This is a genomic window from Planococcus halotolerans (genome assembly GCF_003289955.1).
Lineage (GTDB): Bacteria > Bacillota > Bacilli > Bacillales_A > Planococcaceae > Planococcus > Planococcus halotolerans.
The window spans coordinates 89,256-112,310 of the sequence record NZ_QLZR01000008.1 but is presented as its reverse complement, the minus strand read 5'-3'; the positions used below and the strand labels follow the sequence as shown (position 1 = coordinate 112,310).

The 23,055-nt window shown below is 44.9% G+C and carries 19 protein-coding genes; 1 reads left to right on the top strand and 18 read right to left on the bottom strand.

Annotated elements, in window-relative coordinates:
- Window positions 1-10: 10 nt before the first annotated feature.
- From polA to DP120_RS16005, 17 genes are all read right to left on the bottom strand, one after another.
- Window positions 11-2,629 (bottom strand): DNA polymerase I, encoded by a 2,619-nt coding sequence (gene polA / locus DP120_RS16085; RefSeq protein WP_112224665.1) that lies wholly within the window; start codon window positions 2,627-2,629, stop codon window positions 11-13.
- Window positions 2,630-2,709: 80 nt separating this feature from the next.
- Window positions 2,710-3,681 (bottom strand): protease modulator HflC, encoded by a 972-nt coding sequence (gene hflC, locus DP120_RS16080; RefSeq protein WP_112224664.1) that lies wholly within the window; start codon window positions 3,679-3,681, stop codon window positions 2,710-2,712.
- The gene (hflK, locus tag DP120_RS16075) at window positions 3,668-4,645 is read right to left on the bottom strand and encodes an FtsH protease activity modulator HflK (RefSeq protein WP_112224663.1); all 978 of its coding nucleotides are present in this window, start codon (window positions 4,643-4,645) and stop codon (window positions 3,668-3,670) included. Before hflK ends, hflC begins: the two co-directional genes overlap by 14 nt.
- 194 nt (window positions 4,646-4,839) lie before the next feature.
- On the bottom strand, window positions 4,840-6,237 hold the full coding sequence (pnpS, locus tag DP120_RS16070; RefSeq protein WP_112224662.1) for a two-component system histidine kinase PnpS: 1,398 nt from the start codon (window positions 6,235-6,237) through the stop codon (window positions 4,840-4,842).
- Window positions 6,234-6,944, bottom strand: a complete 711-nt coding sequence (locus DP120_RS16065) for a response regulator transcription factor (protein WP_112224661.1) — start codon at window positions 6,942-6,944, stop codon at window positions 6,234-6,236. Before DP120_RS16065 ends, pnpS begins: the two co-directional genes overlap by 4 nt.
- 45 nt (window positions 6,945-6,989) lie before the next feature.
- Window positions 6,990-7,466 (bottom strand): MaoC/PaaZ C-terminal domain-containing protein, encoded by a 477-nt coding sequence (locus DP120_RS16060; protein WP_112224660.1) that lies wholly within the window; start codon window positions 7,464-7,466, stop codon window positions 6,990-6,992.
- Window positions 7,467-7,608: 142 nt separating this feature from the next.
- Entirely contained in the window at window positions 7,609-8,547 is a 939-nt protein-coding gene (mdh, locus tag DP120_RS16055; protein WP_112224659.1) for a malate dehydrogenase, read from the bottom strand.
- A gap of 153 nt (window positions 8,548-8,700) precedes the next feature.
- Window positions 8,701-9,969 (bottom strand): NADP-dependent isocitrate dehydrogenase, encoded by a 1,269-nt coding sequence (gene icd, locus DP120_RS16050; protein WP_112224658.1) that lies wholly within the window; start codon window positions 9,967-9,969, stop codon window positions 8,701-8,703.
- Window positions 9,970-10,068: 99 nt separating this feature from the next.
- Window positions 10,069-11,184: a citrate synthase gene (citZ, locus tag DP120_RS16045; RefSeq protein ID WP_112224657.1), complete on the bottom strand. Its 1,116-nt coding sequence runs from the start codon at window positions 11,182-11,184 to the stop codon at window positions 10,069-10,071.
- A gap of 186 nt (window positions 11,185-11,370) precedes the next feature.
- Window positions 11,371-11,754: an FxsA family protein gene (locus DP120_RS16040; protein WP_233785928.1), complete on the bottom strand. Its 384-nt coding sequence runs from the start codon at window positions 11,752-11,754 to the stop codon at window positions 11,371-11,373.
- Between the two features lie 27 nt (window positions 11,755-11,781).
- The gene (gene pyk, locus DP120_RS16035) at window positions 11,782-13,542 is read right to left on the bottom strand and encodes a pyruvate kinase (protein WP_112224655.1); all 1,761 of its coding nucleotides are present in this window, start codon (window positions 13,540-13,542) and stop codon (window positions 11,782-11,784) included.
- A gap of 21 nt (window positions 13,543-13,563) precedes the next feature.
- Window positions 13,564-14,523 carry a 6-phosphofructokinase gene (gene pfkA, locus DP120_RS16030; protein ID WP_112224654.1) on the bottom strand — a complete coding sequence of 320 codons (960 nt, stop codon included), beginning with the start codon at window positions 14,521-14,523 and terminating at the stop codon, window positions 13,564-13,566.
- A gap of 145 nt (window positions 14,524-14,668) precedes the next feature.
- Window positions 14,669-15,634 carry an acetyl-CoA carboxylase carboxyl transferase subunit alpha gene (accA, locus tag DP120_RS16025; protein WP_112224653.1) on the bottom strand — a complete coding sequence of 322 codons (966 nt, stop codon included), beginning with the start codon at window positions 15,632-15,634 and terminating at the stop codon, window positions 14,669-14,671.
- Entirely contained in the window at window positions 15,627-16,499 is an 873-nt protein-coding gene (gene accD / locus DP120_RS16020) for an acetyl-CoA carboxylase, carboxyltransferase subunit beta (RefSeq protein ID WP_112224652.1), read from the bottom strand. Before accD ends, accA begins: the two co-directional genes overlap by 8 nt.
- Window positions 16,483-17,136: a FadR/GntR family transcriptional regulator gene (locus DP120_RS16015; RefSeq protein ID WP_112224651.1), complete on the bottom strand. Its 654-nt coding sequence runs from the start codon at window positions 17,134-17,136 to the stop codon at window positions 16,483-16,485. The genes accD and DP120_RS16015 overlap by 17 nt, the downstream gene beginning before the upstream one ends.
- A gap of 112 nt (window positions 17,137-17,248) precedes the next feature.
- Window positions 17,249-20,314, bottom strand: coding sequence for a DNA polymerase III subunit alpha (gene dnaE, locus DP120_RS16010; RefSeq protein ID WP_233786245.1), 3,066 nt, complete (start codon window positions 20,312-20,314; stop codon window positions 17,249-17,251).
- Between the two features lie 22 nt (window positions 20,315-20,336).
- Window positions 20,337-21,281 (bottom strand): DHH family phosphoesterase, encoded by a 945-nt coding sequence (locus DP120_RS16005; protein WP_112224649.1) that lies wholly within the window; start codon window positions 21,279-21,281, stop codon window positions 20,337-20,339.
- Window positions 21,282-21,374: 93 nt separating this feature from the next.
- Here DP120_RS16005 and DP120_RS16000 point away from each other — a divergent pair, with 93 nt between their 5' ends.
- Window positions 21,375-21,674 carry a YtpI family protein gene (locus DP120_RS16000; protein WP_112224648.1) on the top strand — a complete coding sequence of 100 codons (300 nt, stop codon included), beginning with the start codon at window positions 21,375-21,377 and terminating at the stop codon, window positions 21,672-21,674.
- Window positions 21,675-21,710: 36 nt separating this feature from the next.
- Here DP120_RS16000 and DP120_RS15995 read toward each other — a convergent pair whose 3' ends face one another.
- Window positions 21,711-23,018 (bottom strand): DRTGG domain-containing protein, encoded by a 1,308-nt coding sequence (locus DP120_RS15995; RefSeq protein WP_112224725.1) that lies wholly within the window; start codon window positions 23,016-23,018, stop codon window positions 21,711-21,713.
- Window positions 23,019-23,055: the final 37 nt, after the last annotated feature.

Below are 23,055 nucleotides of genomic sequence, written 5' to 3'. Positions count from 1 at the left end.
CGGCCTCCAATCATTTTGTTTCATACCATGTATCGCCGGATGCGATATCGACTTTCAATGGAACATTCAATGCCATTGCCGACTCCATCACTTTAGGAACCAGTTCCATCAAACGGGACAATTCGTCTTTTGGCGCTTCGAAAATCAGCTCATCATGCACTTGCAGCAGCATATTGGCTTTTAAGCCTTCACGTTCGAGTGCTTCATCCATATCAATCATCGCTTTTTTGATGATATCCGCTGCGCTTCCTTGAATCGGCGTATTCATCGCTGTCCGCTCCGCAAAACTGCGAAGGTTAAAGTTTGAACTCGTAATATCCGGCAGATAGCGTCTGCGGTTCATCAATGTCGTAACAAATCCGTCTTTCTTCGCCGATGAGACGATATTCGTCATATATTGCTGCACTCCCGGGAAACTCTTCAGATAGCGATCGATGAATTCTGCCGCTTCCTTCCGGGGGATATTCAAACTTTGGGATAACCCATAATCACTGATGCCATAGACAATGCCGAAATTGACCGCTTTGGCAGCACGGCGCATATCGCCCGTGACTTCTTCCAATGGAACATGGAATACGTCAGCCGCTGTAGCGGTGTGGATATCCTGATCATCTTTAAACGCCTGAACCAGCCGTTCATCTTCAGACATATGTGCAAGCACGCGCAATTCGATCTGTGAATAATCCGCGGCTACCATCACCCAATCCGGTTCAGAAGGGACAAACGCCTTTCTGATTTTACGCCCTTCTTCAAGCCGCACGGGTATATTCTGCAGATTCGGATTCGTCGAGCTTAAGCGGCCCGTTGTAGTCAGAGCCTGCTGGAAACGGGTATGGATTTTGCCGTCGTCATGGATTTCCTTCAATAAACCTTCTATATAAGTTGAAAGAAGTTTGCCGAGCTGTCTGTATAGCAGGATATGTGAAATGATTTCGTGCTGGCCTTCCAGTTTTTCCAGTACATCAGCGGCTGTCGAATAACCGGTTTTGGTTTTCTTTAAAGCCGGCAAGCCTAATTTTTCAAACAGGATGACGCCTAATTGCTTCGGTGAATTAATATTGAACTCCTGGCCAGCAAGACTGTAAATCTCTGATTCGATCGTTTTCAGTTTTGCAGCCAATTCTTCTCCCATATCGGACAATTGCGCCCGGTCCACTTTAACACCCAGTGATTCCATTTTCCCCAGCACTGTAGCAAGGGGGAGCTCCAATTTGTCATAGAGGTCAAATTGCTGATTTTCTTCGAGTTTTTTAATAATGATATCCCTTACTTTCCAGATTGCCCGCGCTTTTCTGGCAATATGTTCATTCAAGATGTCATCTTCCGGCACTTTTTTCTTAGCGCCTTTGCCGTAGACCTGTTCATTCGTGGATACGTCTGTATAGCCGTATTCCAAAACAATATTGGCCATATCGGTATAGGTCAGTGATGGGTTGACGATATAAGCACCGAGCATCAGATCGAAATCGACTCCATCGAGTTCAATCTCACTGCGCAGAAATGCAGCAGTGGATGCTTTCGAATCGGACATATATTTTTTCTTCGAAGGATCTGCCAGCCATGCTTTGAAAGTTTCCGATTCTTTAGCCACGTCCATCGGTATTACATAGGTGTCGGTCTCATCAGACAGTGCCACGCCAAGAAGGTCACAGGTGTGGTAATGTTCATCGTACATTTCCAGGTGCACAGCCATTTCGTCTTTAAGGATTGACGGCTGGACTTCCGTTGACACCGAAAATTTCAATTCTTCTTTGACCGTTTCCTCTGCCGTGTATTCCATTTTTTCAAGTAATGATTTAAAAGCCAGTTCGTTCCAGATCCTGATCAACTCGTCCTGGTCGGGACCTTCATAACCAAGTTCATCGATTTTCACTTCAACCGGTGCCTGGCGTTCAATCGTAGCAAGCTTTTTACTGATATATGCCAAGTCTTCATTGGCCACCAGCTTTTCTTTCATCTTGCCTTTTTGCTGTTCGATCGCCTCGTATACGCCTTCCACTGAGCCATGGGCTGCCAGCAGTTTCAGCGCGGTTTTTTCACCGACACCGGGAACACCCGGGATGTTGTCGGAAGAATCTCCCATAAGGCCTTTCATGTCAATGATCTGCAATGGTGTCAGACCATATTTTTCCTTGATATGGTCAACGGTATATTTTTCAATATCCGTAATCCCTTTACGGGTGATATATACCGTAGTTGAAGGGGAAGCCAATTGCGTCAGATCCTTGTCTCCCGAAATCACAATGACTTCGTCGCCCTGCTTTTCCGCTTCCAGGCTTAACGTACCGATGATGTCATCAGCTTCGTAGTTTGGCAGTTCATATTGCTTGATGCGATAAGCATCGATCAATTTCCGTAAATAAGGGAACTGCTCGGATAATTCGGGTGGCGTCTTTTGGCGCCCTCCCTTGTATTCACTAAACGTTTCGTGCCGGAAAGTTGTCTTCCCCGCATCAAAAGCAACCATCATATGAGTAGGTTTTTCCTCTTCAAGAATTCGTTGGAGCATCATCGTAAAACCGTATACAGCGTTTGTATGGATGCCGTTTTCATTTGTCAGCAGCGGCAGCGCGAAAAATGCGCGGTATGCCAAGCTATTGCCGTCCAGTAAAAGTATTTTCTTAGCCACAAAATTACCCCTTTCAATAAAAAACCGTCATTCCCTTTATTTTACCACGAGGGTAAAAAGAAGAGAAATGACGGCTGGTTTTATTCCATTATGCCGGATAAAACACTGGCATATGGGGAATCGGACGGCAGGATGATGACAGTATCCTCGCCGATGGTTTTCGTATAGGACTGGAGTGAACGGTACAATTGGTAGAACTCGGGATCTTTCGAGAACGATTCATTGTAGATTTTCGCCGCTTCAGATTCCCCTTCTGCCTGGATCAAAGCCGCTTCCTTGCGGGCAGTGGCAATCACTTCCTGTGCTTCCCGGTCGGCCTGCGCTTCAATTTCACGTTTTTTAGCGTCTCCCTGCGATAAATAATCCTGTGCTGTCGAATCCCGCTCGGAAATCATTCGGGTATAAACCGACTGCTCGTTTTCCGCTGGAAGATCCGTCCGTTTCATGCGTACATCCGTAACACGGATACCATATTGGTCTTTTTCCAGGAGCTCATTCACTTTTGCTGTGACATTGTCGTTCAAGCTGCCTCTTGAAGAATTTTCATCGTTAATTATTTCATCGTAATTCAATTGGCCAAGTTCTGAACGGATCACTGAATAGATAAACTCTTCCATCCGGGATTCGGCATTGACGATAGTCGCCGCATTGGTAATCAGTTCCCGCGGGTTGACTACCTGCCAAACTGCATAATTATCAATGATGATCCGTTTTTTATCCCGTGTATTGATTTCCGCTTCCGAGACATCATAAATCATCTGATACTTCGGAAGTGTTGTCAGGCTCTGGATGAATGGAATCTTCATGTGAAGACCTGGATCTTCTTTGATAGCCACCACTTCACCGAATTGGCGGACCACGCGATACTCGTTTTCCTTAACCACATAGACGTTGGCCAACAGGATAAGCAATACGATTAAAGCGAGGGACAGACCGAAAATCAGCTTCCAGTACTTTTTGAAGTTAATCGGATCTTTTGGCTGTTTTTTCGGCTTGGAAGGTTTATAGGCATCAAATTTACTTGGTTCATTTTGCGGTTTATTCGTTTCCATCGTTTTCGCCCCCTGTTTCAGATTCTGCAGCCGGAGGCAATAAAGTCTGGTTGTCGCCAAGCGGCAAATATTTCATCGTTCCGCCTTCGTCGTTCATGATGTAAAGTTTGGCGTTCGGCAATACGGTTTCCAGTGTTTCAAGAATCAATCGCTGTCTTGTAACTTCCGGATTCGCTTCATACTCAGTGAACAATTTATCAAATACCGCTACGTCGCCGCGTGCCTGTTCCACCCTTGCCACTTTCTGCCCTTCTGCACGGGAATTGATTGCTGCTTTCTCCCCGAGTGCTTCGTTTCGTTTCTGGTTTTCATATTTTCTGGCTTCATTGATTTTCGTGTTCATCGTTTCGCGTGCATCTGTTACATTGGTGAAAGCCGCCCGCACTTCTTCGTTCGGCAACTCGACGTCCTGCAGCTTGACCGCAAGGACCGAGATTCCAATATCATATTTTTCGATTAAAGATGCTAAAAGGTCACGCGTGTCTGCTTCGATTTCCGCTTTCCCTGAAGTCAGCGCATCATCAATCAATGAGCTGCCGATAATGGAACGGATAGATGCGGATGTTGCATCATGCAGAATCTCTTTTGGCTCTTCCGCATTGAAAAGGTACTTTTTCGGATCGGTGATTTTCCATTGTACGACCAGATCGGTCAGAACAATATATTCATCACCCGTAATCATTTTTGTTTCTTTGTCAAAGGACACTATCTCCCCGTCTGCATCCTGGCTATAGCCAAATTGAAGGCTGTATGTTTCCTTGGAAAGGATTTCCGCCCGCTGGATCGGCCAAGGCATTTTGAAATGAAGGCCGGGCTCCACAATGGTTTCATTGGCTACACCAAATGTAATGATCACTGCCTGTTCGGATTCATCAACCGTATACCAAGACGTAAAAACGGCCACCAGCAGCAGGATGCCGCCAATAGACAGCCCGATGATTGACAGAACTTTTTTTGCTGTCATAATTTCGTCCTCCTTATTTATGTATGATAAATATACGGAAAAGCACATAAATAGTTTCATAAAAAAAGAAAAAGGACCTCGTGGAAGGTCCTTTTTCTTCTTTGGGTGTTGAAAGGGGGTTCTATTAGAAGATACCACCCTTATGTGAAGCCAATATTAAAGCCATGTAAATCTTTGTATTTTTATTTGAAAGTTCATTCAGCAATCGGCAGATAAATGGAGAAAACGCTGCCTTTCCCTGGGGTGCTCTGTACTTCTATCTTGCCGTGGTGCGCTTCAATTAAGTGCTTGACGATGGACAACCCCAGCCCGGTTCCTCCGGAATTTCGGCTTCTCGCCTTATCTACCCGGTAGAAGCGTTCAAAAAGACGATTGATTTCGGAAGGTTCAATGCCAATTCCTTCATCTTCCACTTCAATCACTGCCTGGTTCCCTTTCTCGAATAATCTCACTGTTATTGTTTTTTCAGGAGGAGAATATGTAAGGGCATTGACCATCAGATTCATCATAATCTGCACCAGCCGATTGGCATCCCCGGCCACAGTTACTTGGTCAAGTGAAGTCTCGAACTTCATTTGCTTTTCTTCAAACCCTGGCTGGACCATTTCAAATGCATATTCAATCACAGCCTTCATATCAGTCGGCTGCGCGTCGACTTTGAAACCACTCTGTTCAACACGTGATAACTCCAGCAGTTCCTCGATCAATGTTTCCAAACGATTTGTCTCTGTTTGAATAATCTCCAAAAAAGATAATAATGATGACTCATCTTTATATGCCCCATCAATCAATGTTTCCGAGAATCCCTTAATGGATGTTACCGGTGTGCGCAACTCATGCGAAACATTGGCAACAAAATCTTTCCGGATCTGTTCAAGACGCTTTAATTCAGTTATGTCGTGGAGAACAATGACTATGCCGAGCCATTGTTCGTGATTGCCAATAACCGGGGCTCCGTATACCTCAAGAGCACGGGTATTGATGCCGGATTGATATTGCAATTGCTCCCTTGCTGGAGTCTCAGTCATAAAAACTTTTTCGATAAAGCCCGCAAGTGCTCCTGGAATTGGCAGCTCCCCATAAAATTTTCCGATAATATCATTGCTGCTCACTTCAAATTCATTCTGAAAATATTTATTGGAAAGCGAAATTTTCCCTTGCCGGTCAATCATGATCAATCCGCTGCCCATAGTTTCAATCAGTGTTTTCAGGCGTTCCTGTTCCATTTCACGAACAGCTGTAATTTCCTGTAGGTTTCTCGCCAGCACATTTATTGTAGAGCTTAACGGGGCTGAACCAATTGCGGCATCCTCATAGGCTCTCGCCCGGTAATTGCCTTTTACCAGTTCCATTGCCGTTTCTGTAATATTCTCGATCGGCGCAATATGAATTTTGATGATCCGGTATCCAATTACAGCTGAAATTGCAAACGCAGCAAGGAACACTACAGCCAGCAAAAACCAAAATTCAAAGCCATTGCCCATTTCCTGATAAAAGGGAAGGATTTGTATGACAACAATATAGAGCCCGGCAAGAAGTGTACCGAGCCAAAGCAGGAGAGTGCTCAGCAGCCGCCGCCGAAAAGGCTTCATACCGCTTTTGGCTCCTCAAATTTATAGCCCAATCCTCGGATGGTCTTGATAAATACGGGTTTGCGGCTGTTTTCCTCAATTTTCTCTCTCAGATGGCTGATATGCACATCGACAATCCGGGTATCTCCGGCAAAATCATATTTCCAAACGGCACTTAATAATTGATCGCGCGTCAGCACTCTGTTTTTGTTTTCCATCAAATAGACTAGCAGCTCAAACTCTTTCGGTGTGAATTCCAATTGCTCATCATTCAGAAAGGCTTCGTAACGTTCAGGATAAACTTTCAGTTCGCCTAATTTCATTTCGTTGGAAGAAGAATCTTCCCGCTGGACTTTAATGCCTTCCGATCTGCGCAGGACTGCTTTGATCCGGGCTACGACTTCACGCGGACTGAACGGTTTAGTCATGTAATCGTCTGCTCCCAGTTCAAGCCCGAGCACCTTATCGAACTCATCGTCTTTGGCAGTCAGCATGATAATAGGCGTACTTATCTTCTGAAGGCGCAGCTCCTTGCATATTTCCACACCGTCCATGGATGGAAGCATAAGATCCAGTACGATAAGGGAAGGTGCTTCGCTTATCGCCAATTCATATCCTTCTTTTCCGTCATTTGCGATAATCGTCTGATAACCGGCTTGCGTCAAATTATAGGACAGCAATGTAGCGATGGATTGTTCGTCTTCAATGATTAAAATTTTCTTCTGCATTTTTACAGCCTCCACATTCAGTTTGAAACCCCCATTCCAAACCAATTAGAAATTATCCATTGCTTCAGTGGTCAGCTGGCTCAGTACTTGCGGCGGATTTGCTACAAGCTTGCCTTCCAGTACCAATTCACCGTTTTCATCTGTTGCTTCGACTCTTACTGTGACTTCATTGGCTGCCACATTCACTTCTGTAACTTCCAGAAGAAAATCCACTGTAGCATAATGGTAGACAGGTTTTTTAAACTTCAAATGCTGCTCAGTGATATACGAACCGGGTCCCGGCAAGTATTTAGACACTGCTGATGTAATGATTCCCGTAAGCATCGCTGTCGGAACAACGGGTTTTTCGAATTTTGTCTGGGAGGCAAAATCATGCTGGATGTACAGCGGATTCCCATCATTTGTAAGGCCCAGATAGAGGAGAAGATCTTTGTCCTCGATATTTTCTGTCAGCTTGAGTTTCTCGCCAGTCGCCATATCTTCGATTTTACGGCCTAACTTCCGTTTCTTTCCCAGCAACATTAAAATCCCCCCTGTTGTCTTAATACTTTAATAATATCAATTAAGCACTGAAAAGCAAATCGCGTGTGGATATGCGCTGTATAAATAGCAGCTATAAGCCTTATAAAAAAACGGACAGGAAATCCCGTCCGCCTCTAACCGCTTATGCCAGAATCTTCATGACCGCTTTTACAGATTCGGCTGATTTATTCAATAAAGCTTTTTCTTCTTCATTTAAATCGATTTCAAATATCTTTTCGATTCCGCCTGCTCCGAGGATTGTCGGAACACCCAGATATATTCCGTCCATTCCGTACTCGCCTTCAAGATAGGCGATAGCCGGCAAAACGCGGCGCTGGTCTTTAATGATCGCTTCAGCCATTTCAACTAGTGACGCAGCAGGAGCATAATAAGCAGAACCGTTTCCGAGAAGATTTACAATTTCAGCTCCGCCTTTACGGGTGCGGTCCACAATCTCATCCAGACGTTCCTTGGAAATCAGTGTTTCAAGCGGAATGCCGCCTGCATAGGAATAGCGCACGAGCGGCACCATATCGTCCCCGTGTCCGCCGAGCACAAAGCCGCTGATGTCTCTTACAGAAAGGTTCAGTTCCTGTGCGATGAATGTTCTGAACCTCGCAGAATCCAGAACTCCTGACTGGCCGATAACGCGCTCTTTCGGAAATCCGGAAGCCTTATACACCGTGTAGGTCATAGCATCCACAGGATTTGTCAAAACCAGTATCGTCGAGTCCGGTGAATACTTAACTATTTCTGCAGTAACGGATTTCATGATTTTCTGGTTGGTCTGAACCAGATCATCCCGGCTCATCCCCGGTTTACGCGCAATACCGGCGGTGATAATGACGAGGTCAGAGTCTTTGGTATCGGTATAGTCAGCGGTCCCTGTAACTTTCGCATCGTAGCCGATGACTGGACCCGCTTCTGCCATATCCAGCGCCTTGCCTTTTGCCGGATCTTCCATCTGCGGTATATCAACCAGGACGACATCCCCAAGTTCTTTTTGCGCCAGCAGAAAAGCTGCTGTAGCTCCTGTAAATCCTGAGCCGATAACTGAAATCTTTTTATGTTTGAATGTCATAAGATTCTCTCCTTATTAATCAGATTTTCGAAATTAATAAAAGAAATCATTCTCCTTATTCAATATTGTTTCCTTTGTCGATGCTTCTGAAACAAAGTTGGCCGCGATATTGGCAATAAAAAAAAGAGAGGGGAAATCCCCTCTCTCTAAGAATTACATATTTTTGATAAGCTCATCAGCGAATGCTGAAGTTTTCACTTCTGTAGCGCCGTCCATCAGACGTGCAAAGTCATAAGTTACAACTTTAGAAGCGATTGTTTTTTCCATTGAGTTCGTGATCATTTTAGCCGCTTCGTTCCAGCCAAGGTGTTCAAGCATCAATACACCTGACAGGATAACAGAAGAAGGGTTCACTTTATCAAGGCCAGCATATTTAGGAGCTGTCCCGTGAGTAGCTTCGAAAATCGCATGCCCAGTATCGTAGTTGATGTTCGCTCCAGGAGCGATACCAATTCCGCCAACTTGTGCAGCAAGTGCATCTGAAATGTAATCGCCGTTCAAGTTCATTGTAGCAACTACATCGAACTCGCTTGGACGAGTAAGGATTTGCTGTAGGAAGATATCAGCAATCGAATCTTTGATAAGGATTTTTCCTGAAGCAAGAGCTTCTTCCTGTGCTTTGTTTGCTGCATCAGTTCCTTGCTCGTCTTTCACTTTGTCATACTCGTTCCAAGTGAAGACTTTATCGCCGAATTCTTGTTCAGCCACTTCATAGCCCCAGTTTTTGAAAGCTCCTTCAGTGAACTTCATGATGTTACCTTTGTGTACAAGAGTTACAGACTCGCGGCCTTCAGTCAAAGCATAGTTGATTGCTGCGCGCACAAGGCGTTTTGTTCCTTCTTCAGAAATCGGTTTGATGCCGATACCTGATGATTCTGGGAAACGGATGTTTTTAACGCCCATTTCGTCAGTTAGGAAAGAGATCAATTTTTTAACTTCGTCGCTGCCGTTAGCATATTCGATACCAGCATAGATATCTTCAGTGTTTTCACGGAAGATGACCATATCTGTGTCTTCAGGACGTTTAACCGGTGAAGGTACGCCTTCGAAATAACGAACAGGACGCAGGCAAGTGTAAAGGTCAAGCTCCTGGCGAAGTGCCACGTTCAATGAACGGATACCGCCGCCGATTGGTGTAGTAAGAGGCCCTTTGATAGCGATCAAATACTCACGGATCACTTCAAGAGTTTCTTCAGGAAGCCATTCGCCAGTTTCGTCGAATGCTTTTTGGCCAGCAAGAACTTCTTTCCATACGATTGATTTTTCACCGTTATAAGCTTTGTTTACCGCTTCTTCAAGAACGCGTGAAGCTGCATTCCAGATATCCGGTCCAGTACCGTCACCGATGATGTATGGAATTACTGCATTGTTAGGTACGTTCAATACACCGTTATCTGTTGTGATTTTTTCGCCGTTTGCCATTATAAAATTCCTCCTGTGTTCAAAGTCATAGGGCTGCACAATTTGCCAGCCCTATCGTCTTTATGTTTTTTTATTTCTATTTTAAATAATTTTCAGAGATCAGCGTTCTTCAACCGGAACATAAGACTGCATTCCAGGTCCGATGTATTCTGCGCGTGGACGGATCAGACGGTTGTTTGAATACTGCTCAAGAATATGAGCCAACCAGCCTGAAGTACGTGATACCGCGAAAATCGGCGTGAACAGGTCATGTTCGATGTTTAGGGAATGGTATACAGAAGCAGAATAGAAGTCCACGTTTGGTGGAAGGTCTTTCTGTCCAGTAACGATTTCATCGATTTTAATCGACATTTCGTACCATTTTTCTTCACCGCGGATTTTTGTCAACTTCTGTGACATATCACGCAAGTGTTTCGCACGCGGGTCACCTTTACGGTAAACACGGTGGCCGAAGCCCATGATTTTCTCTTTGTTTTCAAGTTTTTCATTGATCACTTTTTCAACGTTGTCCACTGAACCGATTTCTGTCAGCATTTTCATGACTTGTTCATTGGCTCCACCGTGTAATGGACCTTTAAGGGCGCCGATTGCAGCAGTAATACCTGAATAAACATCAGAAAGAGTAGCGACAGCAACACGTGCAGTGAATGTTGAAGCGTTCAATTCGTGGTCAGCGTGAAGCACCAATGCTTTGTTGAATGCTTCTTCTTCGATATCAGCAGGCATTTCACCTGACAGCATATAAAGGAAGTTAGCAGCAAAGCTAAGGTCTTTCTTAGGTTCTACTGGTTCCTGGCCATTACGGACACGTCCGAATGCTGTAACCAAAGTAGCCATTTTCGCCTGAATGCGGATTGCTTTTCGATAGTTCGCTTCAGGGTTCATTTCTTCAGCTTCTTCATCAAAAAGTCCAAGCATTGATACTGCTGTACGCAAAGCAGCCATCGGGTGGACATTTTTGATTTCGTATGTTTTGAAATGATCCAAAACAGCTTTAGGTACTGACATATTCTCAGCCAATTGCTGTTTCAGTTCAGCAAGTTCGTCAGCTTTCGGCAAACGTTGATGCCATAATAGATAAATCACTTCTTCAAAGCTGGCGTTGTTAGCCAAATCATCGATATTGTAGCCAACGTATGTAAGCGTGTCATCAATAATAGAACTGATGGCGGATTGTGTAGCTACTACACCTTCTAAACCTTTTGACGATGTCATAAAATTCGCTCCTTCTCCAGTATAATTCATCATCCCACAAAAAAAGGCAGAATGATGATTCATCTGCGTTTATGAAACTCTGATAAGTTCCTTACCTTGTTCATTATAATCAATTTACAGGGCTTTGTGAATGAAAACGCTTGTTTTTCTCTAAACTAGCAAAAAAAATCTATAAAAATACTCGGATTATCCTACAATAACCCGAGTATTCTTCATTCTTTTTTGGATGAAACGGTATACCAATGGTTTATATACTTTTTGGGTAGGTGCAAATAATAAGCTGAAACCGACAGCATCCGAGATGAATCCTGGTGTCATGAGCATGACGCCTCCAACCAGGACAAAAGCTGCTCTCAGCAGGTTTTCGCCCGGCGGCTGGAAACTCGACATGGCCTTTTGGATATCACCAATCGCTTTCACTCCTTGCTTTTTGGCAAGGAAAGCACCAATCAAACCAGTAGCGATGATCATTCCAACAGTGACAAAGAAACCGATATTATTTGCTGCCCAAATCAGCAGTGCCAATTCAAGAGCTGGGACAACGATTAATAATGCTATCAGCCATTTCATAATGATCGGTCACCTCCATTGTAATTCTTACAGCACACTTGCGTGGCCGTGGTAAACGACGCCAGTTTCGGCATCAATTGTAATATCCTCGTTGTTTTTAATAATGCTTGTGGCATTTTTGACTCCCACAATTACAGGAATCCCGAGGCTTAGTCCCACAACAGCAGCGTGGCTTGTCAATCCGCCTTCTTCTGTAATCAGGCCTGCACATTTCTCTATAGCCGGCATCATTTCACGGTCTGAGCCGATGGTTACAAGGATTTTCCCTTCAGTATCAACAGCATTCGCCTCTTCTGCAGATTTCACTACAAGAGATTCACCGTATGCGACTGTTTTGCCGATTCCCTGGCCTTTGGCAGCTATATCGCCAATGACGTGAACTTTCATCAAGTTAGTTGTACCTGCTTTGCCGACAGGAACTCCGGCAGTTATGACCACTAAATCTCCATGGTCAACGTATTCGTGTTTCAGGCTTTCCTCAACAGCAATTGCAAATACTTCATCTGTCGAAGATACCGGCGTACCGACAATCGGTTGGACACCCCATACCAATGTCAGTTTTTTAGCTGCAATTTCTGATGAGGTAACTGCGATAATTGGTGATTCCGGACGATATTTAGAAATCATTTTAGCAGTTGTACCGCTTTCTGTTGGTGCGATAATGGCTTTTACTTTCAGGTTCAATGCGGTGTAGACCACAGCCTGGCCGATTGCTTCCGTCATATTCGCCTCTTTATCTTTTCTTCTATTGGAAACCAGCTGTTTATAGTTGAGTGCCGATTCTGTGGTCATGGCAATGCGGTGCATCGTTTCCACTGATTCTACCGGATAGATCCCGGCTGCAGTTTCGCCCGATAGCATGATTGCATCTGTGCCATCGAAAATTGCATTTGCAACGTCACTGGCTTCAGCTCTAGTCGGACGTGGGTTGCGCTGCATTGAATCGAGCATTTGAGTAGCGGTAATGACCGGTTTCCCAGCACTATTGCATTTTTCGATAAGTGACTTTTGGACAAGCGGCACTTCTTCTGCAGGAATTTCCACTCCCAAGTCTCCTCGAGCGACCATTAGCCCATCCGATACCATGATGATATCATCGATATTGTCTACGCCTTCCTGGTTCTCGATTTTCGGAATAATTTGGATATGTGACCCGCCATTCTTTTCAAGAAGTTCACGGATTTCCATTACATCCGACGATCTTCTTACGAAAGATGCTGCCACAAAGTCCACTTTTTGGCTGATGCCGAACAGAATATCCTGCGCATCTTTATCAGTAATCCCTGGAAGCTGTACGGAGACACCCGGCACGTTTACACCCTTTTTACTCTTCAATGTTCCGGCATTTTCCACAACAGTATGGATAAGGCCATTCTCTTTATCGATACTATCGACACGCAATTCAATCAGGCCATCATCCAGCAGAATGATGGATCCTTTTTGAACGTCCTCAATCAGGTGGTCATAAGTGATTGAGAATTTTTCCGCCGTACCCAGAACTTCCGTCATAGAAATAGTAATGTTTTGGTTTGTCACCAGATCAATTCCATCGTTTTCCATTTGGTGGGTACGAATTTCCGGACCTTTTGTATCCAAAAGAATTCCAACAATTTTCCCTGTTTTTTCTGATGCCTGGCGAATGCGTTTGATACGCTCAGCATGCTCTTCATGATTGCCGTGTGAAAAGTTCAGACGTGCAACGTTCATCCCTGATTCAATAAGGGATTCCAATATTTCCGGCGATTCACTCGCTGGTCCGATCGTACAAACGATTTTGGTTTTTCTCAATAGACTCACTCCATTTTGCTTTTAAATTGATAATTCTTTAGATAAAGTATACAAACTCATATCGGTGTCATGTTCACCGGTAAACGCTTTTGTCATATCATAGTCTACCACTTGATGATTTTTCATGCCAATTGCGCGCCCGCCAGGCCCGTCCAAAAGGACTTCCACTGCGCGCGCACCAAAGAGGCTTCCAAGGACACGGTCCCTACCCGTCGGTGAACCGCCCCTTTGAATATGTCCAAGAACAGATACCCTCGTTTCGAGCTCCACTTTCCCTTGGATCATGTCAGCAAGTTTATTAGCACTCATTACACCTTCTGCCACGATGATGATACTGTGTTTCTTGCCACGCTTTTTACCTTTTTGCAGGCGGTCAATCATATCCTCCATATCGAAATCCACTTCCGGGATTAATATGGTTTCTGCTCCACCGGCGAGTCCGGCCCATAACGCAAGATCTCCTGCGTCCCGGCCCATCACTTCAATAATGAATGTCCGCTCATGGCTAGTTGCAGTATCACGGATTTTATCAATCGCTTCTATAATGGTATTGAGGGCAGTATCAAATCCGATTGTATAATCCGTGCCCGGAATATCGTTGTCAATAGTTCCCGGCACCCCGACACATGGAAACCCTTTTTGGGTCAAAGCCATTGCGCCGCGGTATGAACCATCTCCGCCAATAACGACAAGGCCTTCGATTCCATGTTTTTTTAACTGCTCAATCGCCCGGTTCTGGCCATCTTCGGTTTTAAATTCCTCACATCTGGCAGAATACAATTTCGTACCGCCGCGCTGGATGATGTCACCAACATCACCGGCTTCAAGCCTTTCGATATTGCCGGCCAATAAACCCTGGTAGCCATAATAAATTCCGAAAACTTCCACTTCATGAAATATTGCTTTCCGGACTGCTGCACGCACTGCTGCATTCATTCCTGGCGAGTCGCCGCCACTGGTTAACACTCCAATTCGCTTCATCATTCATGCCTCCTGATTTTCCTGATACTTTATTCACCTTACCACGATTTGCAGTGTAATGTCAGTTCAGTTCCCCTAAATATTTGTCCCTGAATCTGCGGCTTTAACTTTGCCTTAAGAAACAAAAAAACCGCCGAAGCGGTCCCTATTCTGTAAATACCCCGATTGCCTTGAATTTATTGTAGCGCTGATCGATTAATCCGTCTGGATTTAACGGATTCAGTTCGCTAAGTGATTTTTCAATTGCTTCAGACAGGAATTCCGCCTGTTTTACAGGGTTATGATGTGCGCCTCCACGAATTTCAGGAATCATTCGCTCAATAATACCCATTTCAAGAAGGTCCGGCGCTGTAATTTTCATGGCTTCTGCTGCAGTTTGTGCAAGTGCAGAGTCTTTCCATAATATTGAGGCCGCTCCTTCAGGAGAAATTACTGAGAAAGTTGAGTTCTCGAGCATCAGGATGTGATTTCCCACGCCGAGAGCCAGTGCCCCGCCGCTTCCGCCTTCACCTATGACTATGGAAATGACCGGAACTTCCAGCCCTGCCATTTCCACAAGGTTGCGGGCAATGGCTTCGCTTTGCCCACGTTCTTCTGCTGCTTTTCCTGGGTAAGCACCTTTCGTATCAATGAGGCAAATGATCGGCCGTTTGAATTTCTCCGCTTGTTTCATCAGGCGCAATGCTTTGCGGTATCCTTCCGGATGCGGCATACCAAAGTTTCTGCGGACATTCTCTTTCGTCTCTTTGCCGCGCTGGTGACCGATGACCGTTACCGGCTGTCCTTTAAATGAAGCGATGCCGCCGACAATTGCCTCGTCGTCACCATAAAGCCGGTCTCCATGCAGTTCGATGAAATCTTCAAAAACGTATGGAATATAATCCAAGGTGGTTGGCCGGTTCGGATGGCGGGCAACCTGGACACGATCCCAAGGTTTCATGTCTTCATAGATTTCAATTTCCAGATTCTCCAGCCGTGCTTCCAGGCTGTCAATTTCTGCGCTCAAATCCACTTCTGCGTTCTGAGTATATTCTTTCAGTTCCGTAATCTTTTTGCGGAGCTGGATTAATGGCTCTTCAAATGGCAGTGATTTTTGGGCTTTATTAGCCATGTGCCACAGCTCCTTTCGTATGCAGTCTGATTAACGAAGATAAGGTTTTTTGCATGTTATGGCGATGTACCACTGCATCCAGTTGGCCGTGTGCCAATAAAAATTCGGCAGTCTGAAAATCTTCAGGCAATTTTTCACGAACAGTCTGTTCAATCACTCGGCGACCGGCAAAACCGATCAATGCCTTCGGTTCTGCAATATTAATATCACCTACGGATGCAAAACTTGCAGAAACGCCTCCAGTTGTCGGGTGCGTCAAAACTGATATGAATAACAGGCCTTCATTGCTGTGGCGCTTTAATGCCACACTGGTCTTCGCCATCTGCATCAAGGATAGGACGCCTTCTTGCATACGGGCTCCGCCACTGGCTGTAAAAATGACAAATGGATAGCCTTTTGCGGTAGCCAGTTCAACAGCGCGCGTAATTTTTTCACCGACAACCGATCCCATCGAGCCCATACGGAAATGGGAATCCATAATAGCTGCAACGACCGGCTGTCCGTCGATTTTCCCGGTGCCCGTTAAAACGGCTTCATTCAAACCAGTTTTTTTGCTGTCAGCTTCGATCTTTTCAGTGTAGCCTGGAAAACCAAGCGGGTTGCCGGTTTTTAAATGATCATCGATGGACTCAAATGTATCTTTATCCATTAAACTCTCTACCCGCTCCTGGGCAGTCATTTTGCAATGATGGTCACATTTCTGGCAGACCTTTTGGAGCTTCGCCATTTCTTTGGTCAGTACGATGTGCTTGCACTCGGGGCATTTAAACATTAGGCCTTCCGGGACATCTTTTGCGGCTTTGGAAGGTATAGTCGGACCATTGCGCTCTCTGTTGCGCTTGAATATATCACGTATCATCGTCATCTTTTTTACTCTCCTTTTGCAGCCAGGCAATCCAAATTTTCAAACTGGAAGCGGCTTTTTCAGCATCCTGCTGCCTGATTGCAGCCAAAACATCCTCGATCATCTCTGTTTCATCCATTGTTATACGGCTTTTATAAGGATTACCGCTGTATTGCGCCAATAAAAGCCAAATTTTCAAAGACAGCCGATTACCGGATAAAACCATTATTTCTTTGACAAGATCCTCACGAAGAAAACTTTCTTCTTCTTCAATACGTTTGGAAAAACTGTCCCAAACCGGCAATTGGCATGCAGCCTCATTTCCGCAAATTGTTTGGATTGCAGAAATTTCATGTATTATCCTGGTTTCCCAGACATCCTTTTGGGACTGATTGTCCTGAAGGATGAATGTCGACAAAACTTCCACCAATTGATGGTTACGGTAATCTGACAGAAAAGTGCCTTCTCCCCTTCTGGTTTCGATCAATCCGAGCAATTCCAGGCTCCTCAAAGCTTCGCGAATAGTTGACCGCCCTACTTTTAAGGTTTCAGCCAATTCCCTTTCAGATGGAATCCTGTCGCCAGGCCTGATATTTTCCTGGCTTATCATTTTCCTTATATCCAGGACTATGTCCAGATATCGTTTTGGTTGGTTCATAGCGGACCTCTACTTCCATTTTTTTGAAAGTGGTCTGACCACTCATATTCCTACCTTACAAAAAAAAACGCCGGACGTAAAGAAAAAACTGCTTTTCCGGTTGGAAAAGCAGTCAAGTACTAATATTTTTGCAGATGATCGATGTCCGGTTCATACGATTTTCAATCGTGCCCTGGACTTCAATGATTGCTTGTTCTTTTAGAATTGCATTGTATTTTGTATATTCTTCAGGGAATAAAGTGACAGATGCCGGGCCTGTATCATCCTGCAGGGTAATGAAAGCCATAGCATCCCCTTTTTTTGTACGGATCCTTTTGATTTCCTCAATCATCCCCAGGACATTCACTTTTTCTTTATCCCGTTTAAGCTTCAGAGACTTCAACTCATCAAAATCTTTCTGCCGCTGCTCTTTTTCCCGTTCGATGGGATGTGTCGAAAGATAAAAGCCGAGCACTTCCATTTCGAGATCCAGTTTCAGATTCTCAGGAATTGGTGAAGCCTTCGTATATTTCGGCTTCATGAAGCTTGCGCCCATATCGTCGAATAGCCCCGGTTCTTCATCCGGTTTGACGAGTTCTGCGTGTTTGACTGCACTGTCCAGTGAAGCCAGAAGCGTTGCACGATCAAGTTCGAAATCATCAAGAGCCCCCGCTTTTATCAGCGGTTCAAAGGCTTTTCGTGTGAAATGAATGGCGGATATCCGTTCAGCGATATTGAAAAGGCTCGTGAAAGGACCCCCTTCATTTCTGGCAGCTATGATAGCTTTAATGACAGTTCCAGGAACACCTTTGACACTGTTAAGGCCAATCCGTATTTTGCCTTCTTCAATCGAAAATGACGAAATGCTCTTCTGGATTGAAGGAACCAAAATCGGAATATCCTTTTCTTTTATTTCCTGCAGAAGCTGTTTGGTCTTTTCTGCATTTCCGGAAAAATTCCCTAGCATAGCAGCATAAAAGTAAATGGGATAATTCGCTTTCATGTAAGCGAGCTGATACGAAATTATACTGTAAGCGACAGCATGGCTCTTTGGAAAACCATAATCGGCAAAACGTACGATCAAATCATAGACTTCAGTAGCTTCACTTTCCTTGAAGCCTTTCTTTTGGGCTCCCTGCACAAAATGAACACGTTCCTCATCCAGTATTTCCCGTTTCTTTTTACTGACAGCCCGCCTTAGTATGTCGGCTTCCCCCAAAGAAAAACCTGCCATTCTAGCGGCAATCTGCATAATTTGTTCCTGGTAAACGATTACGCCGTGGGTTTCTTTAAGGATTGGTTCCAAAATCGGATGGACATATGCTACAGCTTCCTGCTTATGCTTCCTTCTTGCATATAATGGGATAAACTCCATCGGGCCCGGCCTGAAGAGTGCATTGACTGCCACTATATCACCGAAAGCAGTAGGTTTGATTTGCCTTAAAGCATTCCTCATCCCTTCTGATTCCAGTTGAAATACTCCGCTTGTGTCGCCGGCAGCGAGTATTTCATAGGTTTTTGCATCATCAAGCGGCAATTTACGGTAATCCATCGATTTTCCGGTTCCCTTCGAAAGCAGTCTTCGAATCTGTTCCAATATGGTCAAATTCCTCAGGCCCAGAAAATCCATTTTCAGCAAACCGATTGCTTCGAGATCTCCCATCGGCCATTGTGTCAGGTAGATTCCTTCGTTGCCTTCTTCTATTGGCACATAATCCACCAGGGAAGTCGGGCTTAGAATGACACCGGCAGCATGGGTTGAAGCGTGGCGCGGAAGACCTTCCAGCTGGAGCGCTGTTTTGAACCAGGTTTTTCGTTCTTCACGGGCGATGATCCAATCATTCAGCTTAGCATTTTCCTTTAACGCAGATCTTAAAGTGGTGCCTGGACGGCTCGGAATCAGTTTCGATATCGCTTCAAGTTCTTCAGCTTCAAAACCGAAAACGCGTGCCGTGTCCCTTGCCACTGCCTTGGCGGATAATGTGCCGAAAGTAATGATTTGTGCGGTTCTTGCCTGCCCGTATTTATTGGCGACATATTCCACTACTTCATGCCTTCTGTGATCGGCAAAATCGATATCGATATCCGGAAGTGTAACACGCTCCGGATTCAGGAAGCGTTCAAAAAGCAGACCATGTTCAAGTGGATCCACATCCGTTATATGCAGAGAATAAGCGACAAGCGAACTTGCCGATGAACCCCGGCCTGGTCCCGTCATTATGCCGGCATTCCGCGCGAATTTCATAAAATCGGAAACAATCAGGAAGTAATCGATATAGCCCATGGATTTGATGACACCAAGCTCATAATCCAAACGGGATTGATATTCCTGAGAAATGGAATCACTATCTAATCTGCCTTTTAAGCCAGCCATGCACAGTTTTTTTATGTATTCCGCTCTATCCACTTCGTTATCCAGTGGAAAAACAGGCAGCAGCTGCCGATTGGTCTGTATGGTGACTTTGCAGCTCAACAGCATTTGTTCTGCTGTTTCCAGCCATTCAGGACGATTTTCAAACCACTGTTTCAATTCGCCGGCAGTTGGCGCATATGCATCGGTATGTTCCGGTGGAAGCCTTTGTTCATCTGAAAGTTTCAGCCCTTGCCCGATGGCTGATGCCACTTCATATGCAAAAGCCCCTTCTTTCTTAATGTATTTCACTTCCTGTGTTGCCATAATCGGCAGGTAAAAACGGTTGCATGCTTCGATAAATTCCGCTTCATTGCCAGATACATTGCCTCCTGGCCGCTGCACGCTGCCGTAACAGCGGTCACCGAATATTTGGAAGATGTATTCGAAAACTTCTTTGCGGTCGGTCAATGTCCATTCTGACGTATTTGGAATTACGCAAAGAAGCCCTTCATCGTAAGCTTTCAACCATTGCTCGGGAATCGCCTTGCGGTTTCGTGTCGCAAGTGCGCTGGATATCTTCAGCAAATTGCCATAGCCTTTATTTGTCTGGGCATAAAGTACAACCGGATACGGCTGCCCATCGTGTTCGACGAATGTTGAAAAGCCGAGCACGGCGTGAATACCTGCCTGATAACAAGCTTCCCAGAACGGGAGCACACCGTACAGCTTGGAATTGACGATAGCGACAGCAGCCGTCCCCTGTTCTTTTAGAAAAGGGAAAAGTTCATCAAGGCGCACCGTACTTTTCAACAGGTCTGCTGATGTGCTTATATATGGATAAACCATTGACAAAACAATCCCTCCTTTCTTATTCTGCTGAAGCGCAAATTTCTTTTAAACGGCCAATCACTTGTTCCGCTTCTTCCCATGAGTAAGCAGTGGCTCCGGAAGCCATTGGGTGGCCCCCTCCGTTAAACTCTTTTGCCAGTTCATTAATGACAGGTCCTTTTGAGCGGAGACGTACACGAATCTCATTCTCTTCTTCTATAAATATGACCCATGCTTTCATTCCTTTTACATTTCCAAGCGAACTGACAAGCAGCGAAGTTTCAGTAGCTGTGACTCCAAACTCTTTTAGGATATCCAAGGTGATTTTTACATAAGCTGCACCATTTTCGTCCATTTTGAAGTTCTGGTAGATATAACCCTGAAGATGCAGAAGCTTTCTTTCCATTTCGTACATGCCATTATGCAGCGCGTTGCGGTCAAAGTCACTCTTGATGAGTTCGCCGGCAATCCTGAACGTCTTTTGTGTCGTGCTCGGGAAGAGAAAACGGCCGGTATCGCCAATGATTCCTGCATAAAGCTGGCGTGCCGCCGTTGGCGGAAGCTCCCAGTTTTCCTGAATCTGGCCAACTTCGAATAATTCGTAAATAAGCTCTGAGGAAGAACTGGCCCCTGTATCCACAAGCAATAGATCACCATAAGCATCATCATTCGGGTGATGATCGATTTTTATGAGTTTGTCTCCGCTCGAATACCGCTGATCGTCTATTCGTTCTGTATTGGCAGTGTCTGTGACAATTACCAGTGCCCCGATATAATCTTCATCAGCGACCGAATCCTGTGTACCAAGGAATTCCATCGTAAAATCATGTTCACCTGCTGCCAAAATCATTTTTTCAGGATAATTATGCTGAAGTATGTATTTTAAGCCCAGCTGTGAGCCGTATGCATCGGGATCCGGTCTGACATGCCTGTGGATGATGATGGTTTCATATTGTTTAATTGTGTCGATGATTTGACTGTTCATTGGCGGTTCCTCCATTTTTCAAGGAAATCCATTCGCATTCGAGCACGTTTCTCAAGTACAATAGAAGAAAGTTTTCGAATACAGGAGGTCCTTATGCTAATTTTCTTTTTCCTAATAATCGTGTCTACCTTGTTTTATTTCTATTATAAAACAAAGCAGATCCGTGCAACATTGCCCATCCGAAAAAAATGGTACGCTTCTACAGCATCAATATTTCTTGGGAGCTTTGTATTTTTCTTTGGCATCAATCAGCTGACGATTTTTCAAAGTACCGTCACTTATATCATTTCCGGTATATTCATCATTCTCGGGCTGGCAATGATCATCTATAATTTTAAAGCGGCTAAGCATTACCATAAATTTGTCGCGGAAGAATCACGGCTGAACGAATAGTAAATCCCCCTCACTGAGAGGGGGTTTTTTATTTATTCATCGATCCAGCAACTGGAACGTCAGCAAGGCCTTGCCAACAATTTCCCCTTCAAATGAAACCTCGATATCCACCTTGGCTGATTTTCTGCTGATATCCAAAATAACCGGTTTGATATAAATCAGGGAATCCAGCTGAACTGGTTTCAAAAAATAAATCGTCAAGTTTTCAAGTACACTGTCTTTGCGATTCTTTGTTTTCAAAGCACTGTTAGCAGCTTCAGACAAAATTGTTGTATAGGCGCCATATGATATGGAACCATACGAATTGGTCATTTGAGGCGTCACACGGAATTCCAGGGAAAGCTTTTCATGCGGCTTCATCTGCAACTGGCTGATAATGATATCATCTATTGTTTCGCCCTGCTGCGGCTGCCGCTGTGCAGTCTGTATCGCCTTCAGCACATCCTGGCGGCTGATTACGCCGCATAACTTCCCTTGGTCATCGATGACCGGCAGAAGGTCGATGCCCTCCCAAATCATCCTGTGTCCTGCGGACGCTACACTTGTCTGCAACGATACAGTTATAGGATCTTTTGTCATGGCTTTTTCGACGCTGTCCTCATTTGAGAATCCAATGATATCCCGTGAAGTCAGGATTCCGATAATCTTGCCGGAATCATCGACCACCGGAAATCCGCCATGCGTTGTTTCCTTGTTCAATTCACGGTAACGGCTGATAGGGTCATGGTGATGAAGAAAATGGGTATTCTCCAACGGAATCAAAATATCTTCGATCAATAAAATCTCTTTCTTGATCAATTGATCATAAATAGCCCGGTTTATCATCGTAGCCACTGTAAAAGTGTCATAGCTGGTGGAAATGACCGGCAATTCATATTCATCCGCCAGTTTTTTCACCGTGTCCGATGCATCGAAGCCGCCGGTCACAAGAACAGCCGCTCCTGCCTGCAACGCATATTCATGGGCTTTATAGCGGTTGCCGACAATCAGCAGGTTGCCAGCTTCCGTATAGCGCATCATGTCTTCGAGCTGCATCGCCCCTATAACGAATTTCGTCAATGACTTATGCAAACCTGTCCGGCCGCCAAGTACTTGGCCGTCAACGATATTGACGATTTCGGCATACGTCAGCCGCTCAATATTCTCTTTCTTTTTTCGTTCGATGCGGATGGTGCCGACACGCTCAATTGTGGAAACCAGCCGCTTGTTTTCCGCTTCTTTTATCGCGCGGTACGCCGTGCCTTCGCTGACCTGCAATTCTTTAGCGATCCGACGGACGGAGATTTTTTCCCCGACTTCCAGAGTTTCAATATAATCAAGTATCTGTTCATGTTTTGTCGCCATGATTTCACCCATTCTTTCTGCTTTCCTGATGCCTTAA